Annotated in this window: 6 protein-coding genes; all 6 read right to left on the reverse strand. The window is 41.7% G+C overall.

All coding sequences use genetic code 11. From position 1 onward, the window contains the following. Positions 1–2 precede the first annotated feature (2 nt). The 6 genes from FTV12_RS03835 to FTV12_RS03860 all read right to left on the reverse strand — a co-directional run bounded on the left by FTV12_RS03835 (position 3) and on the right by FTV12_RS03860 (position 19,126). Entirely contained in the window at positions 3–6,098 is a 6,096-nt protein-coding gene (locus tag FTV12_RS03835; protein ID WP_179990081.1) for an SdrD B-like domain-containing protein, read from the reverse strand. A gap of 119 nt (positions 6,099–6,217) precedes the next feature. Beyond that, positions 6,218–8,980, reverse strand: a complete 2,763-nt coding sequence (locus FTV12_RS03840; RefSeq protein WP_179990083.1) for an isopeptide-forming domain-containing fimbrial protein — start codon at positions 8,978–8,980, stop codon at positions 6,218–6,220. A gap of 29 nt (positions 8,981–9,009) precedes the next feature. Beyond that, positions 9,010–9,507: a hypothetical protein gene (locus FTV12_RS03845; RefSeq protein ID WP_179990085.1), complete on the reverse strand. Its 498-nt coding sequence runs from the start codon at positions 9,505–9,507 to the stop codon at positions 9,010–9,012. Positions 9,508–9,734: 227 nt separating this feature from the next. Continuing rightward, positions 9,735–13,799: an S-layer family protein gene (locus FTV12_RS03850; protein ID WP_180033518.1), complete on the reverse strand. Its 4,065-nt coding sequence runs from the start codon at positions 13,797–13,799 to the stop codon at positions 9,735–9,737. Next, positions 13,786–16,431: an isopeptide-forming domain-containing fimbrial protein gene (locus FTV12_RS03855; RefSeq protein ID WP_180033519.1), complete on the reverse strand. Its 2,646-nt coding sequence runs from the start codon at positions 16,429–16,431 to the stop codon at positions 13,786–13,788. The genes FTV12_RS03850 and FTV12_RS03855 overlap by 14 nt, the downstream gene beginning before the upstream one ends. Before the next feature lie 19 nt (positions 16,432–16,450). Then, the gene (locus FTV12_RS03860; RefSeq protein ID WP_180033520.1) at positions 16,451–19,126 is read right to left on the reverse strand and encodes a DUF11 domain-containing protein; all 2,676 of its coding nucleotides are present in this window, start codon (positions 19,124–19,126) and stop codon (positions 16,451–16,453) included. Positions 19,127–19,205: the final 79 nt, after the last annotated feature.

Here is a 19,205-nt window from a genome sequence, read left to right on the forward strand (position 1 = left end):
CTTTATGGTTCTCTTGAAGCGTTCACGGTAGAATTGTTGCGAGAAAACAGGTTCTCATCAAACTTGAATCTAAAGCGTACATATGCGCCCTGAAGAGTTGTGTCACTATCCACCAGATCATCATCTTTATAGCCAGAGAAGTTATAACCACCTGATAACCAGAGGTTTGCAGCCAGCAAATAGCCCACTTCCCCCCCAACCAAAACACGGCGGCCCGAACTCATGTTCGACCATAACACGCCTGTATGAATACCCGCATCCCAACGTTCATTGATGTCATACATTGCCCGACCACTGAGCATATGTGTCATACCACTTGACTCCAAACCAGAGAACGTTGTGTCCACATTTTTAACTGCATATTGGCCTGAAAGGGTAATATCGCGACTTGGATGATAATTCAAGTGATTTGAAAAAATATAGACATGCTTTAAGTATGGATTATTTAAATCTGACTTGTTACTGTCATAGCGGTATTCCACCTTGGTCAGCGCATCAAAACGATTGTGCTCAGTGTCACGGTAGGCAGCCCCCACCTGGAAACGATCAACCAGGCGATCACCACTGTTTTCATTCTTACTATCAGTCAGGCTAACTACATTTTTCGCCAATAAAGTCACGTCATCCGAATATTTGTAGGCAATCCCCAGATTATTCAGGATGGTGTCAGACTGGTCAGCCCAACGTGCTTCAATTCTCGCAACAGCTTTCCAGTTTGGATTGGCCAGATATTCCACACCTAAAGATGCAGCAGTGTTATCGGAATTTTGGTTATCGGTATCTGCTTTTGACAATGACTTTACCTGTTCAAAACTGGTGGTTGCATAGAAGCCTTTTTCCAGTTCCCAACGGTTACGTAAACCGATTGCAGCTTCAGCTTCGCGCGCACTGATGCCATCGCGAACACGATATTCACTAAATGCCGTACCGTTATTGTTATATTTACTGTCCAGACCAAACACTGTGACATTACGACGCTGATTGTTATTTAGGTCATACAGTCCCTGAATACTGGACACCAACTCATGGCGACCATAGGCACGTAGTTTTGAATTAATCTGGTAATTCGCACCCAAGGCAAAATTACGACGCTCAGCTTCGGAAACATCCTGCTCATATTCAGCAAAAACATTTGAACCCTGCCAAGGAAGCTGTGTGGTGATTTTTGTACGTGCGGTTAAACCATGATACGGCGCTGTTTGTGAAGCCCCCAACAATGCTGGATTCTTAGACTCATCGTAATACTTGAGACCCAGCTCAACCGCGACAATACGGCTGATCGCACGTTCGATACTGGCAGAAACACCCTGATTGACACCACTTTGCAAATCTTCAGTACGGATGGCCTCCAGTTTTGCCAAACCGATCTTACCCAGTTGCGTACGCCCTTTTATACCACTTTCCTTACGTCCAGCGGTGATTGGTGCCGCAGTGTTATAGAACCCTGTATCTGCCTGATTATGGTAGGTTTTCAGCTCCATATTCTTATAGGCATAGTTCAGTTCAACGCGAGCCGCATTCCCCGACAATTTACCTGTTGCATCTGGTGTGGTGTTAATCTGTGTTAAAGAGTTTAAACCGTCATTGATATTTTCAGAACGGGCAAACTCAGCAATGAATTTACCTTTATCATTGGCAAATTTAACGACAGTATTCACACTTGCTAACTGATCTTGAGTTAGTGGATTATTACTCTTCACATAAGAACCACCTACTTTGGCTTTATCTGTGACTTTTACAGAACCAGACACACCACCAACCGTGTATTCATCCCCACCCTGCTCAGATTCCACTGTAATACGCAGATAGACTGGATTCAGGTCAGCATCGACACTTGGTACAGGATCTTTTAAGTAAATGCTGTTGCTAAAGGTATCCACTTCATAATCGGTAAAACGTGCCAAAGTGCTACGCGAAATGATCAGGCCTGGATTATCGCGGTCACGGGTCACCACCTCAACTTTTTCACTATTGGCAAGCACATCATCGGTATTGACATTGCCCATGCTATACGGACCTGAAATCCCCATAGCACGTTGTTCATTGGTCACCTGTTGCGTATTGGTCTGCGCAGCAAAGGCCGTGACTTTATAGCGGTCTGTTTCGACAGCCCCACGAACACCTGTTAATGAACGGCTATATTGACCTAAAGCCAGGCCCTCATCATTTTCAGTACGTGTTACGTAGTCACCATACATGGCATAAGAACGGCCTTTATCCACACGCACGTAGAGCTTACTGGTTGTTTGTGCATCAAAACCTTTCGCTGCCGAGTCACCATAAACTGGATAATATTCATCTGGACGAATATCACGGAACAAGCGCTGGTTTTTATCCTTGTCAGAATCATAGGCAAGGGTCAGTAAATATTCACCCTTGACTTTCCCTTTCAGGAACATGGCTGCACGCCCTGTCACATTGCTTTTGCCATTGTCCGATGATGAAATCTCTTGCAGTTCTTCCTCAAATCCATCTTGCGAACGGATATTGCTTAACTGTTTCGGGTCAAATTTCTTAAAGTTAATTGATCCTTCTACCAAACCAACGGCGATGATCGGACGTAGATCAGGTAAGAAACGTACTGGGGTACTGCTATGAAAAATACCACTTTCAACCGACAGCGTTCCTTCCCCAGCCTCGATTGGCGCCTTTATTGGCACAACAAGTGTACCGCCCTCAACAAACACCTGAATACCAGGTTGTTTCGGGTCCAGGTCAGTCAACTCAATTTTACCAATCGAGCTGTCGAGCGTAACTGGAGTTCTGGTAGAAACCAATGTGCCATTACGGTCAACAATTTTCATGGTCACGTTAAAATAATCACGGCCGTTGGCTTGCGGCTGTACTTTGGCTGACTCAAGTAACAGCTTATCCATTTGGTCAGGGACAATCACATTGACCTGTTTGCTATCCCGAACATTACCCATCATGTCGACTTGACGAACTTCAATACTGTTTTTACCCACAGCGAGATCGACACCGATAAAATCCAGACCTGCAACCTGTAAGTCAGGCAATATTGCACGTTTACCAATGCGTTTCTCAGAAACCTGTGTGCCATTTACCCACAGTTGTAGTTGTGTGCCAGCAGCACCCTTAACCTGAACCGCTGTTTGGGCATAACCAAGAAGCTGCCCATCTTTTAAGTTGATAATTTCTAGCTGATTATTGGCAGCATTTTCCAGCACTGTTTCCAGACTAAGCATTTTCGCAGCTTGAGTGGATTCGGCTGGCACACTCTCAGTTGCTGCCAATGTTTCAGTCAGTGGCAAGGCAACTGAAGAAGCAACGCCAGATTTTTCTGGTTCAAAAGTAACCTCTTTCAGTTCCTTAGCCTGTTCCTTGGAAAAATCAAGGTTACAATTGGCCCTGATTCCCTGTGCCGAGATACAACCACTTGCTGGCTGACCTTTAACATCGGTAATCTTGGAAAAAACTGGATCAATGGTAAGGTCTGAACGTAACACCTGTTCTAAATTGGTGTTGTCCTGTTCAATGCGTTTTTTACGTTCTGCGATTTGTTGCAATAAGGCTTGCGAACATTGTCCTGTACCATTGGCAATTGCAAAATCGGCACGATGTAGTTCACCACGTTTTAAATCCACAAAACGGCTATTTGGATCACCTGCCTGACGATTGCCAATTAACACCAACTCAGAATCAACTGGCAAACTGGTACGGTCAACCTTTAGAACGTGGGTTTTGGCACTGATCCCATAAAAATCATATTTACCTTCACTGTCAGTCACCACATAGCTACCATCTTCAAGGTAAATACGCACACCTGGCACACCGACTTCACCTGCATCCTGTACCCCATTACGGTTACAGTCAGTAAAAATCTTACCAACAATAAAGCCATCAGAGATCATTGCGCCAGGAGTTACTTCTACTTTTGCAGATGCTTCGTTTGATTCGATTCCCTGACCATCTTTTGCCCGAACACGGTTAATGCCATCACCATTCAAGGCATTTGGACCAATATAGACGCGATACTGAACCTTAACTTCCTTACTTGGAGTCAGTGTACCTAAACCAAGTTTCAAATAAGGACCTTTTCCACCTAATGGGTCAGCAACCTTGGTGCCATCGATACGCATAGAACCCTGAACATAGATAAAGCCTCTAGGCAAGGTATCAGTAATCGAAACATCTTTGGAATCCACCGTGCCACGATTGGCAACCGTCACGGTATATTCTTCAAACTCACCGATTTCCGAGTTTTTATTGGTCGCAACCTTTTGTACAAATAACGGCGAGGTTGGTACAGTCAAATCAGGATCAATTGGAATATCAATATTGAGTGCTGGATCACCATTATTTAAGGTGAATTTGCCAGCATAAGACCATTCCAGATCAACAGCCTTATCCGCAGGGAAACTTGGATAAACAGATTTATCACTGACAAAACTATAACGTGTATTTCCAGGAATTGTGGTTGTATCCACAACAAAACTGTAGGTTCCTGCTTTAACAAGGGGATAAATAAATTCACCCTCGCTATTGGTGACCTGCTTGGCTGGAATTGTAACCAGCTCTCCAGTCTGCTCATCAAGTTTGTATGCAATATTGTCCGCAATTGGCTGGCCATTCTGGTCTAATAAAGTGACCGTTGCTCCCGCCACAGGTAAACCTGTCTTGGCATCAAACACTGTGCCATATGGGTCAATAAGCACCTGAGTCCTAATATCGGTAAATGTCTGGGTTGAATTACCCTGTGCATCCAGACAGTCCGTCAGGCTAACCTGTACCTGATCACGTTTGATGGTCTGCAATAACGCATCATAAGAAACCCCAACTTCCGCAAATGCGGTTGGTAGCGTGTAATGGAATACGCCTGTATTCGGGCCAGTTTCTACCCCAATGACTTCTTCAAGATCACCTGTTTTGGCTGATTTAAGCTTAATTTTCACCTTGTCGGCAGTATAACGGTCCGCATTACAGCTGGCATTTTGCGCTTCAAGATAAAGTGGTTTATTCACGCTGCCTGTGGTCAAGACATTTTGGAAATCACCAGATTTATTATTAATCACTGCAAGACCACCTACCACGGTTAAAGCAGGATTAGACAATACCTCTTTTTGGCTATTTGTGGTTGCATACGAAACTTTATAGGTATTTTTAACCGTTGTTTTGGCAATGTTACGATTCATTGTAACCGTAAGGTCAACCTGTTCCGTTGTATTGGCTTCAATTTGTGGAAAGCCAACCACCAATTGATCAACCTTGCTTAAATCACTTGGTAAAACAGTTGTATAGTTATTGCCCGTTTGTTTGTATAAAACTTTGGCCTGTGTATTTTTTAACTGGGCAGACTTGAATATCGTGTTGGCAGGTAGATCATCGACTAGAAGCACCATTTTTTGTGCCTGACCATCGATCATCACATCCACTGGTCTTGCCGCTTTTTTCCCTTGATTGGTGATGGCCAAGGTATAGTTAAGATCATAGCTAGCATTCGCTGATGGCTCAAAAGTTTTCTGGACAACCTCTTTGGTTGCAACCAGTTGTGGGCCATAGCTAATGGCACTATCTGTAGCCGTTGCGATTACACTACTATCTTCAACGAGTGTGGCTTTTATTGGTAAATTTAACTGCTGACTTTCAGTCAATGTCGCACTTGCTGTTGCAACAACCCATAAATGTACACTCTGACCTATTGCTAAGGCAACAGTAGTTGTCAGTTGCTGGTCATCAGTATCGAATTGACCGTTTTTATTGGTATCTACATAAATTTTAACGTTGCTTAGTTCATTTATTGTTAATGCTTCTAGCTGTACATTGACAGGAGCATTACTATTATTGACCAGAGTATTGGCCCAGATCACACGGGTACTTGGTTCAATTTCCTGAATCGGTGCAGTAGTTAAAGCAATTGCATAAAGAGCAGAAACATTGATTGCGACGGTATTTGAAACAGATTGTTGGGATTTACCATCGGGTGCAACATAAGTTGCATAGGCGATATTCTGGATAGAGCTACCCACTTCAGGCATATTCGCTGCATAACCATACTGCGCTGACAATATAGATACTGTCAACGTTGATAACATGAATGTCATGTTATGGAATGCGTTAGATTGCTTCTGTTGTAGCACAGCGCCGTACCCTTAACTAAAATAGTCTAAAAAAATCTTAAAAATTTATTTGAGATGAACACCTGCCTAGGCAAATGTTCACATCTTTAATTATTGATTTACATTAATGTTAATAAGTATTACTCATCAACTTTGATTACGAACTCTAATGAAGAAGTAGCATTCGGTGCCAAACTAGACTGAGTTGCTGAAACTGTACCTGTTGCACCATCAGCAGAAATACCACCAAGTGTTGCGTTGGTTGCTTTTGGAGATTCAGTCCCTGATGTTGTAACTGCTTTCAATGTAGTATATGACGGCGTATTATCACTAATCACAACATTTGTTACTGTTGCATTACCTTCATTCGTTGCCACAATACGATAACGTACACACTCACCTGGTTTTGCACTTACTGTTGCCTGTGTATAAGTTCCAGTTCCATTAATTGCTGTACCATCTGCACAGTTAGCAAGATACTGATCTTTCACCAAACGTACCTGACCTGCAGTGACTGTGGTCAAGTCAGTGTTTGTAAGTACTGGATGATTCTGCCCATTATACTGAACTGGTGAGAACGTCAATACCACTGGATTTTGCGTACCCACAGTTGCATTGACTGGTGCCTGAACCTTAACGAGTAAGTTGACTGTAGCACCCTTGGCAATACCAGCATTATTAAGGAATGTAAGAGCAGTTCCTGTGACTAGCGTATCATTCGCATCGATCAAGCCATCATTGTTGTTGTCAATATACAAACTGGCTGCCCAGTCAGTATTTGAACTAGTTAAAGTAAATGGTATACCCTCTGCGGTTGCACCTTCAACCAAGTTACTATTGTTGGTTAAAGTGTGTTTATAAACAACTGTACCCCCTGGTGCAACCTGACCAATACGATCCTGGTTTAGAACCAGTTTACGGTCTGCCTGAACGGTCACTCTATTCGATAAGGTATCGGTTAAATTGGTTGATGCCGATCTCACAGTAAAGTTCGCATCTACACCACCTGCTGTTGCACCAGCTGGTGGCGTTACAACAACAACCAGTTTAGTATTACCACCCTGGATAATATTGCCAGTATTGGTAATTGGTGAACCCGTTGGTGTCCAGTTATTTGGATTTGTCTCTAAAGGATTCGCCACTAGATAGAACTTCACATCCCAACCTGCTGGCAGGTTATGCGATAAATTGAAGTTATCGCTTACTGAACCGAGGTTATCTACACTTAATGGGAATGTTACCGAGTTACCTGGTAGAACTGATGCTTCATTCGCATATTGATTGGCATCCTTACCTGTCCCGACAGTAGCACCGACTGTACCAGTAGCATTATCTTGATTAGTGTTATTACCGTTATGTAAGTCCACAGTTGCAGGGGTGACTCTGGTAATAACCAAATCCAAAGTATCGGCAGTCTGAGCTGGATTTGACTTTGGTTTTACCAATAAAGTTGCTGTAAGGTTTGGATTTGCTTCATTTGCTGCATTTGCATAGGATGCAGGCAAGTTGATTTTTGCAATCAGCTCATACTTTCTACCTACAGCAATGGTACCTGTTGAAACAAATGGTGTTACACCATCTGCCTGATATAGAGTAATCACACTACCTGAAGGCAAAGTACCATTACTGGTTGAAACCATAAACTCATCGGCGTAATTACCTGTGTTATGGATTACGATCTTTTCAGTTGCTGCTGTACCAAAGACAGCAACATTGCCCTGAAGTAGATTAGCAATGGTAATTTGGTTATCTAAAGGAGCAGGACCAGGGGTTGGACTATCGGCATAGTTATTGCTATCACTATCGTTGATGGTACCTTTGAAAATTTTTGCGATTTCCAGTTGGTGCGTGTTAGATGGTTGAGGTGACGATGCCGTGCCTGCACCATCTACATCAGAATATGCAGTGTTTTCAATTACGCTTACAGGCGCATTTAGCGGCACACGTACTTTAAAAGTCAATATACCTGAGCTGCCTGGTGCCAAAGATGCAACCGTTAAGCTGACCTTGCCTTTACCATCATTACTTCCTGGGTTGGTCTCAATAAATTGATAGCCATCCGTATCCGCATTATCAGTTTGATTATTACCATACAACTTTGCTGAACCTGCAACGTATTCTAAACCAGCAGGTATTGTATCCTCAATGGTAAAATTCGATGCTGCACTATTCCCTGTATTGGTATAATTCAAGGTATAGGTCACTTCACGATCAGCATCAGTAGCTTTGGTTGCATCAATCAAGCTGACACTGGCCGATTTCCTCAAGCTAATGACAGCACCATTGATAATGGTCACGGTATCGGTATTTCTGGCAATGAGTGCTCCACCAGTCACAACATTAGTCAGATCACTTTTCGCAGTTAACGTCCATTGACCCTCTGCACCTACGGCTGCCGATGCATTGGTAACACCCTCAACAATCAAGTTAACCGACTGACCTGCCGCCAGGGTTATTGTACCCGTTGCAGCACCAATGAGAATTGGTGCCCCATCAGGTGTACCATCATTATTGGTATCCCGATAGACTTTAAGGCCACTAAAGTCATAGTCATCACCAGCAGCACCATTAGCAATATTCGCCACGCTTAAAGTAATGGTATCGCTACTATTACCATTGTTGGTTAAGGTATGTGATAAAGAGACCAAGGCGTTCGGGTTGGCAGTTGCGGTACGGTTTGCAACCAACGTGATACTTCCAACAGCTGAAACTGTGGTGGTTACAATGTTTGAGTTTACAGACTTACTTGCACCAGTACTATCGGTATAGGTTGCAGATGCAACGTTACTGATATTTGTACCTGCTGCTGGTGCAGCGGCATGTGCAGATGAAACAAAAGCAGCGCTACCAGCAACCAATGCAATGGAAGCCGCTAGCTGTGTGAGTTGTAGACGATTTGACACTATTTTACCCCTTATACGTAAAATGCCAATTAATTACTTGTTTTTTCACTGTTTACGCGTGTTTGAGCAGAAACCGTCACAGACTTTCCAGCAGGAAGTTCCGCAATGGTCCAACGCAATGCACGATAATCTTTCAGTGGTACATTCACCATTTGATTACCCTCTTTGCGTTTTAAAGGCATTGGGGCGAAATGTGTACCGTCGGTACTTGCTTCAGCATTTTCTGGCTGAGACTTCGCCAAAAATTGAGTTTCTACAGGTATTGGTAAAGTCGCGGCCAGATTCTTGATTTTCCCAGTGGTATTATTGGTATACGTTGCCCGATACTCAATCACATCATTGGGTTTTACCTTGGTCACCAGCTTTGAGGTTGGTTTCCCATCAGTGCCTGCACTGATCAGGAAAGTTTTGAGTTCTACTGAAACGGGCTCTTTTGTCGTTTTAGGCTCAGCGAATACACTTCCAGCCAAAACAAGAACCGCAGTACCAAGCAAACATTTCTTGTACATATTGTTCAAATACGCCATTCAATTATTCCTAGTCTTCTCTTTTATTTTTGAACAGTACATTTGCCATCCAAAAAAACGTTAACCATTTTTTACAAAAGCATATCAACAATCAACAAATTTGTTTGATTTACTTCACACTTTTACAAAATATTGTATTACTTTCAGCCAAAGCAAATTCCATACCATCTTTCCTCACCGAAGCCCTTTGCACGTTTTTCAACCTACCGATCTGTGATAGGTTCTGTTTACTGACTAACACAAAATCTTAAAGTTCCTGTGGCTGATGGTTTTAGCAAACCTGTTAAAGTCCATTCAAGAACTTCTCCAGAACGTGTTGCATTACAAGTATTTCCACTTGGTGTTAGGCCGCAACTTAGACTGCCAAAATTAGTACCAGTTGGTAAACTATCTTTTACTTTGACATTCTGTAGGTTCTTCACACTATTATTTTTATAGGTGATCTCATACTCTAAATTCTGTTGTTTTGTGGCTTGGTTATTTACTAAAAAGCCTAATGAATCAGACGGAGTTGATGAACAACTGCTTACTGCACGTACTTTTTTTGTCAATGTCAGGCCTGCACTGCCAATTAGTGTCACATCCTGACGCTGTTGGGTTTTTTGATCTGTTAGACTTAATGAACTTACTGCATAGGTTGCCTGTAATGTGCCAATATGCTGCGCTCCAGCAAATACATTGCTTGGTGCAAATACACGTTGTACAAGGCAAATATCAACACTTGGCTGTAATAGAACAGTACTTGCAGCAGTTGGGTTAAATACAACTTCACCCATATCTACCTTACCATTACAGTCACTATCCCGATAAACCAATGCCTGCCAAGGTTGATCATTGCTTGAGTTTGATTGGGTTTGTTCCAACTTTGTTACCCAAACAGGGGCCTGGGTACTTAAACGGTGGGGATAATCAGTCACTTCACCTGCGGTAATAGTATGTTGTCCATCTTCAGTTAAAAGTACATTGAGTTTAACATCAGCAAAGTTATTGTTTGGATAGCTGGTCGCACTTGTTTTTGCTACCTCTATACTATCGGCACTGACAGAAATATATTCAGGTAAATTCTGCTGAACGATACAAAAAGATGATGGTAATAAATTCTGATTAACACTAAAGCTATATTCACCATTAGCATTCGTCTTCATTGTAGCTACTTGTGCTGAGTTACAGTCATTCAGAACAATTAAACTATTCGCAATTCCAAGCTCACCATTATCTTGGATACCATTGTAAGCATTAGTAATGTTATTTGTTGTACCGCTATTATCATTAAACACTTTGCCAGAGATTATAACTTGAGTCACTCTACTATTAGTGTAAACACAAAGTACATTTGTATCATTCCCATTTATTGTGAGTGAATTACCTACTAATCCAGTTGTCCCAGAACAAGCTAATGATGAATTATAATCCGTAGGATTACCCACTATAAAATTCTCAACAATTGTTCCGACCTCTCCAGCATAAACTGTCACAACAGTACTTGTTGCTGTGTCATTTCCAGAAGTTGTTACAACCGAAGATACAGAAGCATTATTAATAAACCCTGCACTATTAACCGTCACAGAATCCGCAATCTTAGCATTCGTCCATGTCTTTCTTAAGGTAAGTGTTGCACTCTTACGAATGTTGGTATAGGTACATACCACTGAGCTATCTGAAGCATTGACTGTCAGTTGCGAACCACTTAAGGCCGTTGTATTCCCTGTACATGCTAAGCCAGCTGTATAGTTTCCTGCACCTGTTGTGATCGTTTCTGACAGTGTAATCACATCACCTGCATAAACAGTTTGTGCTGTGCCTGCATCTGTTTCATTTGCGGTATCCGCTGTTGAGCTTAAGCTAGTTAAGCCTGTCGCACTAACTGTCGCTGCATCATTGAGTTTGGCATTCGTCCATGTCTTTCTTAGTGTCAACGTTGCACTCTTACGGGTGTTGGTATAGGTACATGTTATTAATTTAGATTCATCACCAGCACCAACAGTTAAAGAGTTGCTACTCTGACCATTTGTACCAGAAAGACTATTTGCCGTTGCCCCGCCTCCTGCACTACAAGACAATACCGTATTATAATTATTGATATTTCCTGTAGTCATTGTTTCTGCAGGCAAAGTAACTGTTTCTCCCGCATATACAGTCACACTAGAACCATTCACATTGGTTGGAGCTGTACTCGTTAATGCACTGGTATTATTCGTCAAACCAGTTGTTGCTGCAATCTGAGCAACATTACCACTTATACTATTGGCTCCCCAAGCTTTTGAAATTCGGAAAGTTGCACTCTTACGATTATTGGTAAATGTACAAACAATATTTGCACCCGCCACAATATTTGCAGCAGGGATCGTCAATTGACCGGATGACAATGTACCAAATGCTGTTGCAGGATTTCCCGAGTTCGCTGCATTACTATCAATACAACTGGCAGAACTTAAATTATAGTTGGCAGGAATGGTCTCGCTTATCAAAACTGCATTATTTAAATTTGAACTATAGAGAGAGTTGCTAGATGTAACTGCACTTCCACTGGCTGTAGTAGTCACCGTATCCGTTGTTACACTATTACCACTGCTATCTTGTAAATTGGTCAGTCCCGTAAAATCAAAAGAACCAAATCCATTATTAGAGATTTTTGCAATTCGAATACGCGCTCGAATACTATCCGTATCTGTTGCACTATTATTGGTTGATACAGAATCTGTTGTATTTGCTGGTGCTGTTACAGTCGCCGTATTACTAACAGAAGTTAGTGTACTTGTATTTGCAACCGTAGCTGTAATTTTTAACTCATAAAACTCACCATTTGCCAAAGTCGGTAAAGTATAGCCTGAACCCGACTCGATCGCGGTGATGGTTGGTGTTGTACCAGAAGTACATTTATTACTTGCAATTGTGTTACATGCAATCGCTGTTTTAGTTAAGCTCGCTACCGCAGCATCTTTTAAAATCGCACCTACAGCAGCATCAGGACCATTATTTGTTACACGCACAATATAATCAGTTGATGTGCCACCAACAGCAAGACTGGTATTATTTGTTTTAGTAATCGCTAAATCTGAGTCCGGGTTAACAATACTAATATATGCAGGAAAACCTGCTGTTAAGGCATTTTGTAAATTTGCATCAGTACAAGCCCCTCCATTGAATGACATACCAACCGCACCATATTGACCTGGTGCATGCTCACCACTACTCACATTATTTTGGTTAACCATACGATAAACCAATTCATAATAACCACCACTCAAACCTGTCGTTGTGACAACATAAGCATTGACACTATCATAAGAATCTCGCGGACTTTGAACTACTGTTCGGGTACTATCCGTTGATTTCTTTAACGTTATATAAGCACCATCATCAATCATTGCACCGCTCGTGCCCACACAAAGGGAAACACTGGTGGTTGAAGCTGGGATATAAACATAACTTGAAAACTGCCATGCACGACGGTTATTTACAAAATTACTGCCTTGACCTAAAACTAATGATTTATACGCATAGGTACTAATATTCGGTACAACTTGGCTCACCGTTGGATTTGTAGTACCGCTAGTAAAATAAGTATCGTTATTATTACTTGTTGCGGCACTATTCAAATATTGCCCTGTAGGATTGACCTGATCTTTTGGCCAAGCTGACAATAAAGGATCATATTCTTCCGAGGCAGAACCTAACAAACAAGAAGATGATTTTGTATTACAATTTGCCGTGGTACTCGTCCGCCCAACCCAAAATGCGCCATATTGTGAAGCTGTTGTTTCAGCACCAATCGCACCCCAAGCATTGTGCAACATTTCCCCTGCACCACTACCTGGGTTATATTGATTACTATTTACACTCACTGCTATTTGCTGTGCTGTTCCAACAGATGCAGCAAGGCTTACATTATAGGTAATGCTTAAAGTAAAGGTTCCCGCATTCGCTACAGAACCTATACTACACGTATAAGGTCCAGATCCGCTCCCAGAACAAGATCCCACAGATGAGGTCACCGAAGCAATTGTTACACCTGTAGATAAACTTGCGTTTACTGTTGCAACAGTATTTGTTGAATTATCAGGTCCTTTGTTCTGAACTGTAATGACTTGTGTTCCTGATCCACCACGTACAATCGGTGATTGTGTTGTACCCGTAACTTCAAAACGAGCTGTAGCAGGTGTTGAATCAAATGTAACAGCAAAAATACTCTGGTTAATCAGACAAGTCGCTATGAGTACCCATAAAGCAACACAATATCGCATACTGAACTCGTATATTTTTTTATGTATATTTTGATTATTGTCCAACATAGCGTACCCCAAAATTAAATTCATAACTTTGATTTGCAGCCACACTATTTAGTGTTCCTGAAACCGTACCAGCATTACCAACTGTGGGAGCCGTCATACCACTACATGATGTGCAGATAGGCGATTGAGATAAAACTGTATAGGCTGGCGTCATATCTCTAAAAGTAAATGCAGTACTCAAAGCAGTAGCACTTGTATTGGTTAAAATCACCTTATACAAAACACACTGACCTTGTCCATTTGCTTGTTTACCGATATTTAGACTATTTGTGGTATAGGACTCATCAGCTGTGCCATTACAATCAAAGTCACGTGCCTGCAATTTTGTCAGGGTTAATTGTGACTGCTTGACTGTAGTCACGTCAGTAATAGAGGCAAAAACCTGATTGCTACTATCCGTTAAACTCACAATCGTTGTATTCGTCTGATTGAGATTGTTATTTGCAACATTCGTGACCTGTAGTAGCAGTTGAATTTGCTCATGAGCTGCCACTTTGCCACCTGGTAAGTCCGCTAATGTACGAATATTTAAATCCCCACTGCTGAACTTGCCATCCCCATCGATATCCAGAAATAGTACACTGTTAAAGCTAGACTCACTATTGTTGATGATAAAACCATAGCTCCCCGTAAAGTCTGTAGCAGCAGGGTTAGTCAGTAAATGACGATAGACCACTGTGCCCAATGGTGCAACCTGAGCATGTAAATCTGGTGTAAATTCCAATTGGGGTACGGAATTGACACTTTCAATCGTTACAGCATTTTTAATCATGTCCTGAGCAGGGTTATCCGTACCAACAAAGCTGGTTGAGATCACACGGAAATAAATTGGTACAGTCACGTCTTTATTGACTTTATCCACTTCAACAACCGCACAGACCAGTTGGGTTTCCGCATTATTTAAATAAATCGTCTTACCAATTTCATTACCCAACCCACTACAGTTTGTACCATTTGTGGATGCATAAAAACGCACACGGTTTACGCCTGCGGGTAAAGTCAGGCTAGAAAAATCACTGCTGGCATTTGCACTGAGCAAATACTCTGTTCCAACACCTGTATGTTTCACTGTTAATGGAAAAATTACCTGTCCGCCAGTCACAGCATTATCACTGGATTTTACTGTTATGGTTTTCCATGCAGCGCCACTATTATCAACCGCACCATTACCCAGCCCCGTATTATCAGCATTGGTTAAATCCACCAATTGTGAAACAGGAGTTAAAGTGCCCTGATCCTTAATCGTGCTGGTTTTACCACCATCACCCACAGACTGTGCTTGTGGTGTAACTTCAAAAACTGTATTTGTGGTTACCGTATAACTACTTGGGAAACGAACTTTGACCACAACAGGAAGATTAGTATTGGCAGCCAACAACCCTGTATCAGGAATACCGTCAGCATTACTGTCCAATAACGGAGTCACACCATCGGCACGATACAACTCAATTTGACTGCCTGCTGGAAATGTACTGTTAGTTAAAGTGAGGTTAAAACGATCTGTGGTATTCCCTATATTCCAGACATAGTTGGTAAATTTAAGTTCACCCCCCTGTGAAACCGCACTGGCCGTAATGATATTGGCATTATCATTGACGTTGCTTGCACTACCATTCATTTTGACCGCATAAATAGGGAGCACATTCACAACTGCTGTATTACTTGTATCAGTCGCTGGCCCTGTTACATTAATGACGTTCTCAATTTTCCCTGCAATGCTTTTATTAATTCTTACATTAAATTCGATATAGCCAATCGTATTCGCTGCAATATTGGTTAGGGTTGCGGTAACAACATTCGAGGTGACACTATAATTAATTCCTGTTGGATCGGCCGTCCCACTTACTGAATCATATACGGTGGTGCCATTCCATTTACCCGAATTTGCCTCATAGGTTAAATTACTTCCCAAAGTGTCAGTTAAAGTTGCGGTTGTGACAATACTGTTTGATGGATTTTGATAATCCAGACGTATAGTGACCACATCACCATTTGCAGCAGTGATTTGAGAGAATTTTTTACGCACCACCAGAGTTGACTGGTCAGTTACAGTTGCCTTGTCAACATTGCTATTTGTTCCACTCGCGCCATTCGCAGATGTCACCGCCAAAGTTAAATTTGCAAATTTTCCTGTGGTAATCGTATTCGGTATGGTTGCCGCAACAACCAGTCCAACGGACTGACCTGCACCCAATGTATAACCTGTAATTGGCGATCCATCTGGGACACCATCATTATTGGCATCCAGATAAACCGTCAAGCTACTATTCACAAAATCAAAATCATCACCAGTGGAATTATTGCTTACAGCAAAAGTATATTGGTCTGTCTCATTACTGGTATTGGTTAGAATATGATTGAAATAAACCGTTTGCCCAGCTACAGCTTTCTTATTATTTGCCGCCACCAAACTTAATGAGTACACAGGTAAAATTCTGGTTTGCACCAAGTTGGAACGTGCTACCTGTACAACCGTTGAACCCTCTTCGCTGTACTCACCAACTGCCATGTTACTGATGATCGAGTTGGTTGCAGCCCAGGCCGATTGCTGGACCATCAACACGCACAGCAAGGTCAAGACCCAATTAAACAGTTTTGGGCGGTTATTATTTAGTGTATTGATCATCTTCATGCTCTAATATCCGCTCTGTTTATGGGCTTACCCGAATAGAAAAGTACATGGAAGCCTGACCTTGTGGTGCAAGCGTACCCACATTTCCTGCAATTTGATCTGTATTTACAGTCACTGTCCCCTGCGTGATTGAAGGTGGTAAACCTGTACGTAAATTGCTATAAGCAGGCACAACGTCATTGATTACGACATTGCTGGCAGAAGTTGCCCCCTCATTTTTAAGGGTTAAACGATAGCTCACACACTGATTTGGTTTTACTTGAAGCGGCGTACTTCCGTAAGTTGCATTGGTTACCGTAGCCAAAGTTAAGGCACAATTTTCATCTTTAGTTTGTTCTTTTGTTAGGCGTAGTTGTGTTGGATCTACCGTGGTCAAGTCAGTGTTTTGTAAATCATCCAAGGTCAGCCCCTGAATGGTATTGTTTGCTTTCACCACAATATTCGCCACACTAGACATACCATTGGTTGCCGTTGTTGGTGCCTGGACTTTTAAGAGAAGTTGAATTGAAGCTTGCGGCGCTAAACCACCTGTAATGATGGATAAATCATTAATCATTGGATCAGTCGCATCAATCACGCCATTATTATTGGCATCATGATACAAAGTATAAGTAAAGGTATCATTTGGGTTTTGCGGAATAACACTAAACGTGATCTGGCCTACTGCATTCCCCTCAACCACAGTTCCTGTATTCTTTAAGGTATGTAGATAGACAACTGTGCCACCAATATTGACCCGACCCTGCCGATCATTTGCCAGTGTCATTTGTCTCTGGATAATATCAACTTGGTCCTTAATACTATCCGCCTGTGCATTCATTGGGGATTTTATCGCAAACCAAATAGGAAGATTAGCCAAGTCTGTATTAGTGGGAACAGTGACAACAGCACAATATTTTTTGGTTGCACCCGCTGCTACATTGCCAGTACTGCTGATTACATTTCCTAGGCTTTGGCAATCATCACTCGTATCATAGAATTTCACTATCCACTGGGCATGCAAACTGGTACTGATATTATTGACATCAATTTCAGCAACCGAAGCATATAAATTATAGCTATTCGTTACCGTACTCTTATTCTCTACAACCAAAGGAAATACGGCTGTTCCACCCCTAACTGCTGATTTATTTACCCATGCCTGTCCACCAGGTGATGTAACAGCACCTATACCAGTTCCTGAACTATCATTATTGTACAAGTCACTAGAACCTGCGGTATTGGTATTGTTTAATCGATTACGAGTACTATTGGTAATTGCTGTATCTGTAACTGAAGTTGCCTTAACATCAAAATCTAGTATTTCATTAGTCGCTGTAACACAATTTGCAGGGAAATAAACACCAAACACAATTTTTTTCGATACGCCTGCTGCCATCGAACCTGTATCAATAATACCGTCAGCATTACTATCTGTCAGTAAAGTACGCCCATCGGACTGGTATAAGCGTGTGACTGCACAACTTGGGACATTTGCACTTTTTGTAATGCTTAAATTATAGCTGTCTGTCGCCTGTCCTGTATTCCAAACATAATTATCAAACTGGATTTCTTTGGCTGCACCAGTAAATGTGTTTGATTTGGTGAGCAAGTCATTCGTTCCTCCATCAGTATTTCCAACAGAAGAGTTATTCAGTATCACCCCTAAGGTTTGCTGAACTGTAAAAATAACGGTATTGGTTGATGTATCTTTTAACAAGGTAGTTGTATTATTTTTATACTGTTTATAGTTAGCAGTGTTATTGATTTTTTCCGCTGCATTCGGATTAACTTTTACCTTAAAACTTAAAGTTCCTTTACTGAGCGCAGGAATACTTGCGATATCAAACTCAACCAGTCCATTGGCATATTTATATTTAACCGCCTGATTCACCCCTGTCTCCGTATCATCTGCTTCGGTGAGTGGTGTCTCCGAACCATTACCCCAAATCGCGCTATTACTTAGATAAGTCACATCATTGGGTAAACTGTCCTGCAGCTGCAAATGACCTGCTGCTGTTCCTGTATTGCTATAGGTAAATGTATAGGTAATTTCTGTGCCAGTTTTACCTGTGCTGATATTCTGGGCTTTGGTCACCTGAATAACTGCATCATCCACCACCTTTGCAACATCTGAGACAGTGGCAGATAAAATATTACCCAGATCATGTTGACTGGTTGAAGTTAAAGTAAAGTTTGCAACATTACCTGCGCTAATGTTGTAGACTGGAATGCTTCCCACCACAACCACAGCAACGGACTCACCTGCTTCTAAATTCAGAATTGCAGTATTGAGTAAATTATTATTGTCATCAGGCTCACCATTTTGATCCCGATCCGCATAAACTGCGATATTTTCTAGATCAAACTGGTCATTTGTAAGTTGATTCAGTGTAATTTTATAGCTATCAGCAATATTTCCCGTATTGGTGAGTACATGAGGAAAATTGAGTTTACTGCCAATAGTTCCGATATTCTGCTGATTGCTTTGCAGGCTCAATGAGTAAATAGGCTGAACTGTGAGGATAACGGGATTGGAGTTGATGACTTGCAAGTTGCCTTGCTCATCATAAAAGTCACCACTCGCTATGTTAGTAATGCTACTTCCCGCCTTGGGTTGAGCAAAAACCACAGGGCTATAAGTAAAAATAAATAAACTAAGACAGCAGGCAAAAGAAACTCGTGAAATAACACTTCCCTTGAATCGACTTACCATATCCAATAACCCACTAAAATCATAAAAATAAATTATTGTTGATGATTTTTTAACCAGAATACTACAAAAAGCCAACTTT

The organism is Acinetobacter sp. YH12233, assembly GCF_013417725.1.
Lineage (GTDB): Bacteria > Pseudomonadota > Gammaproteobacteria > Pseudomonadales > Moraxellaceae > Acinetobacter.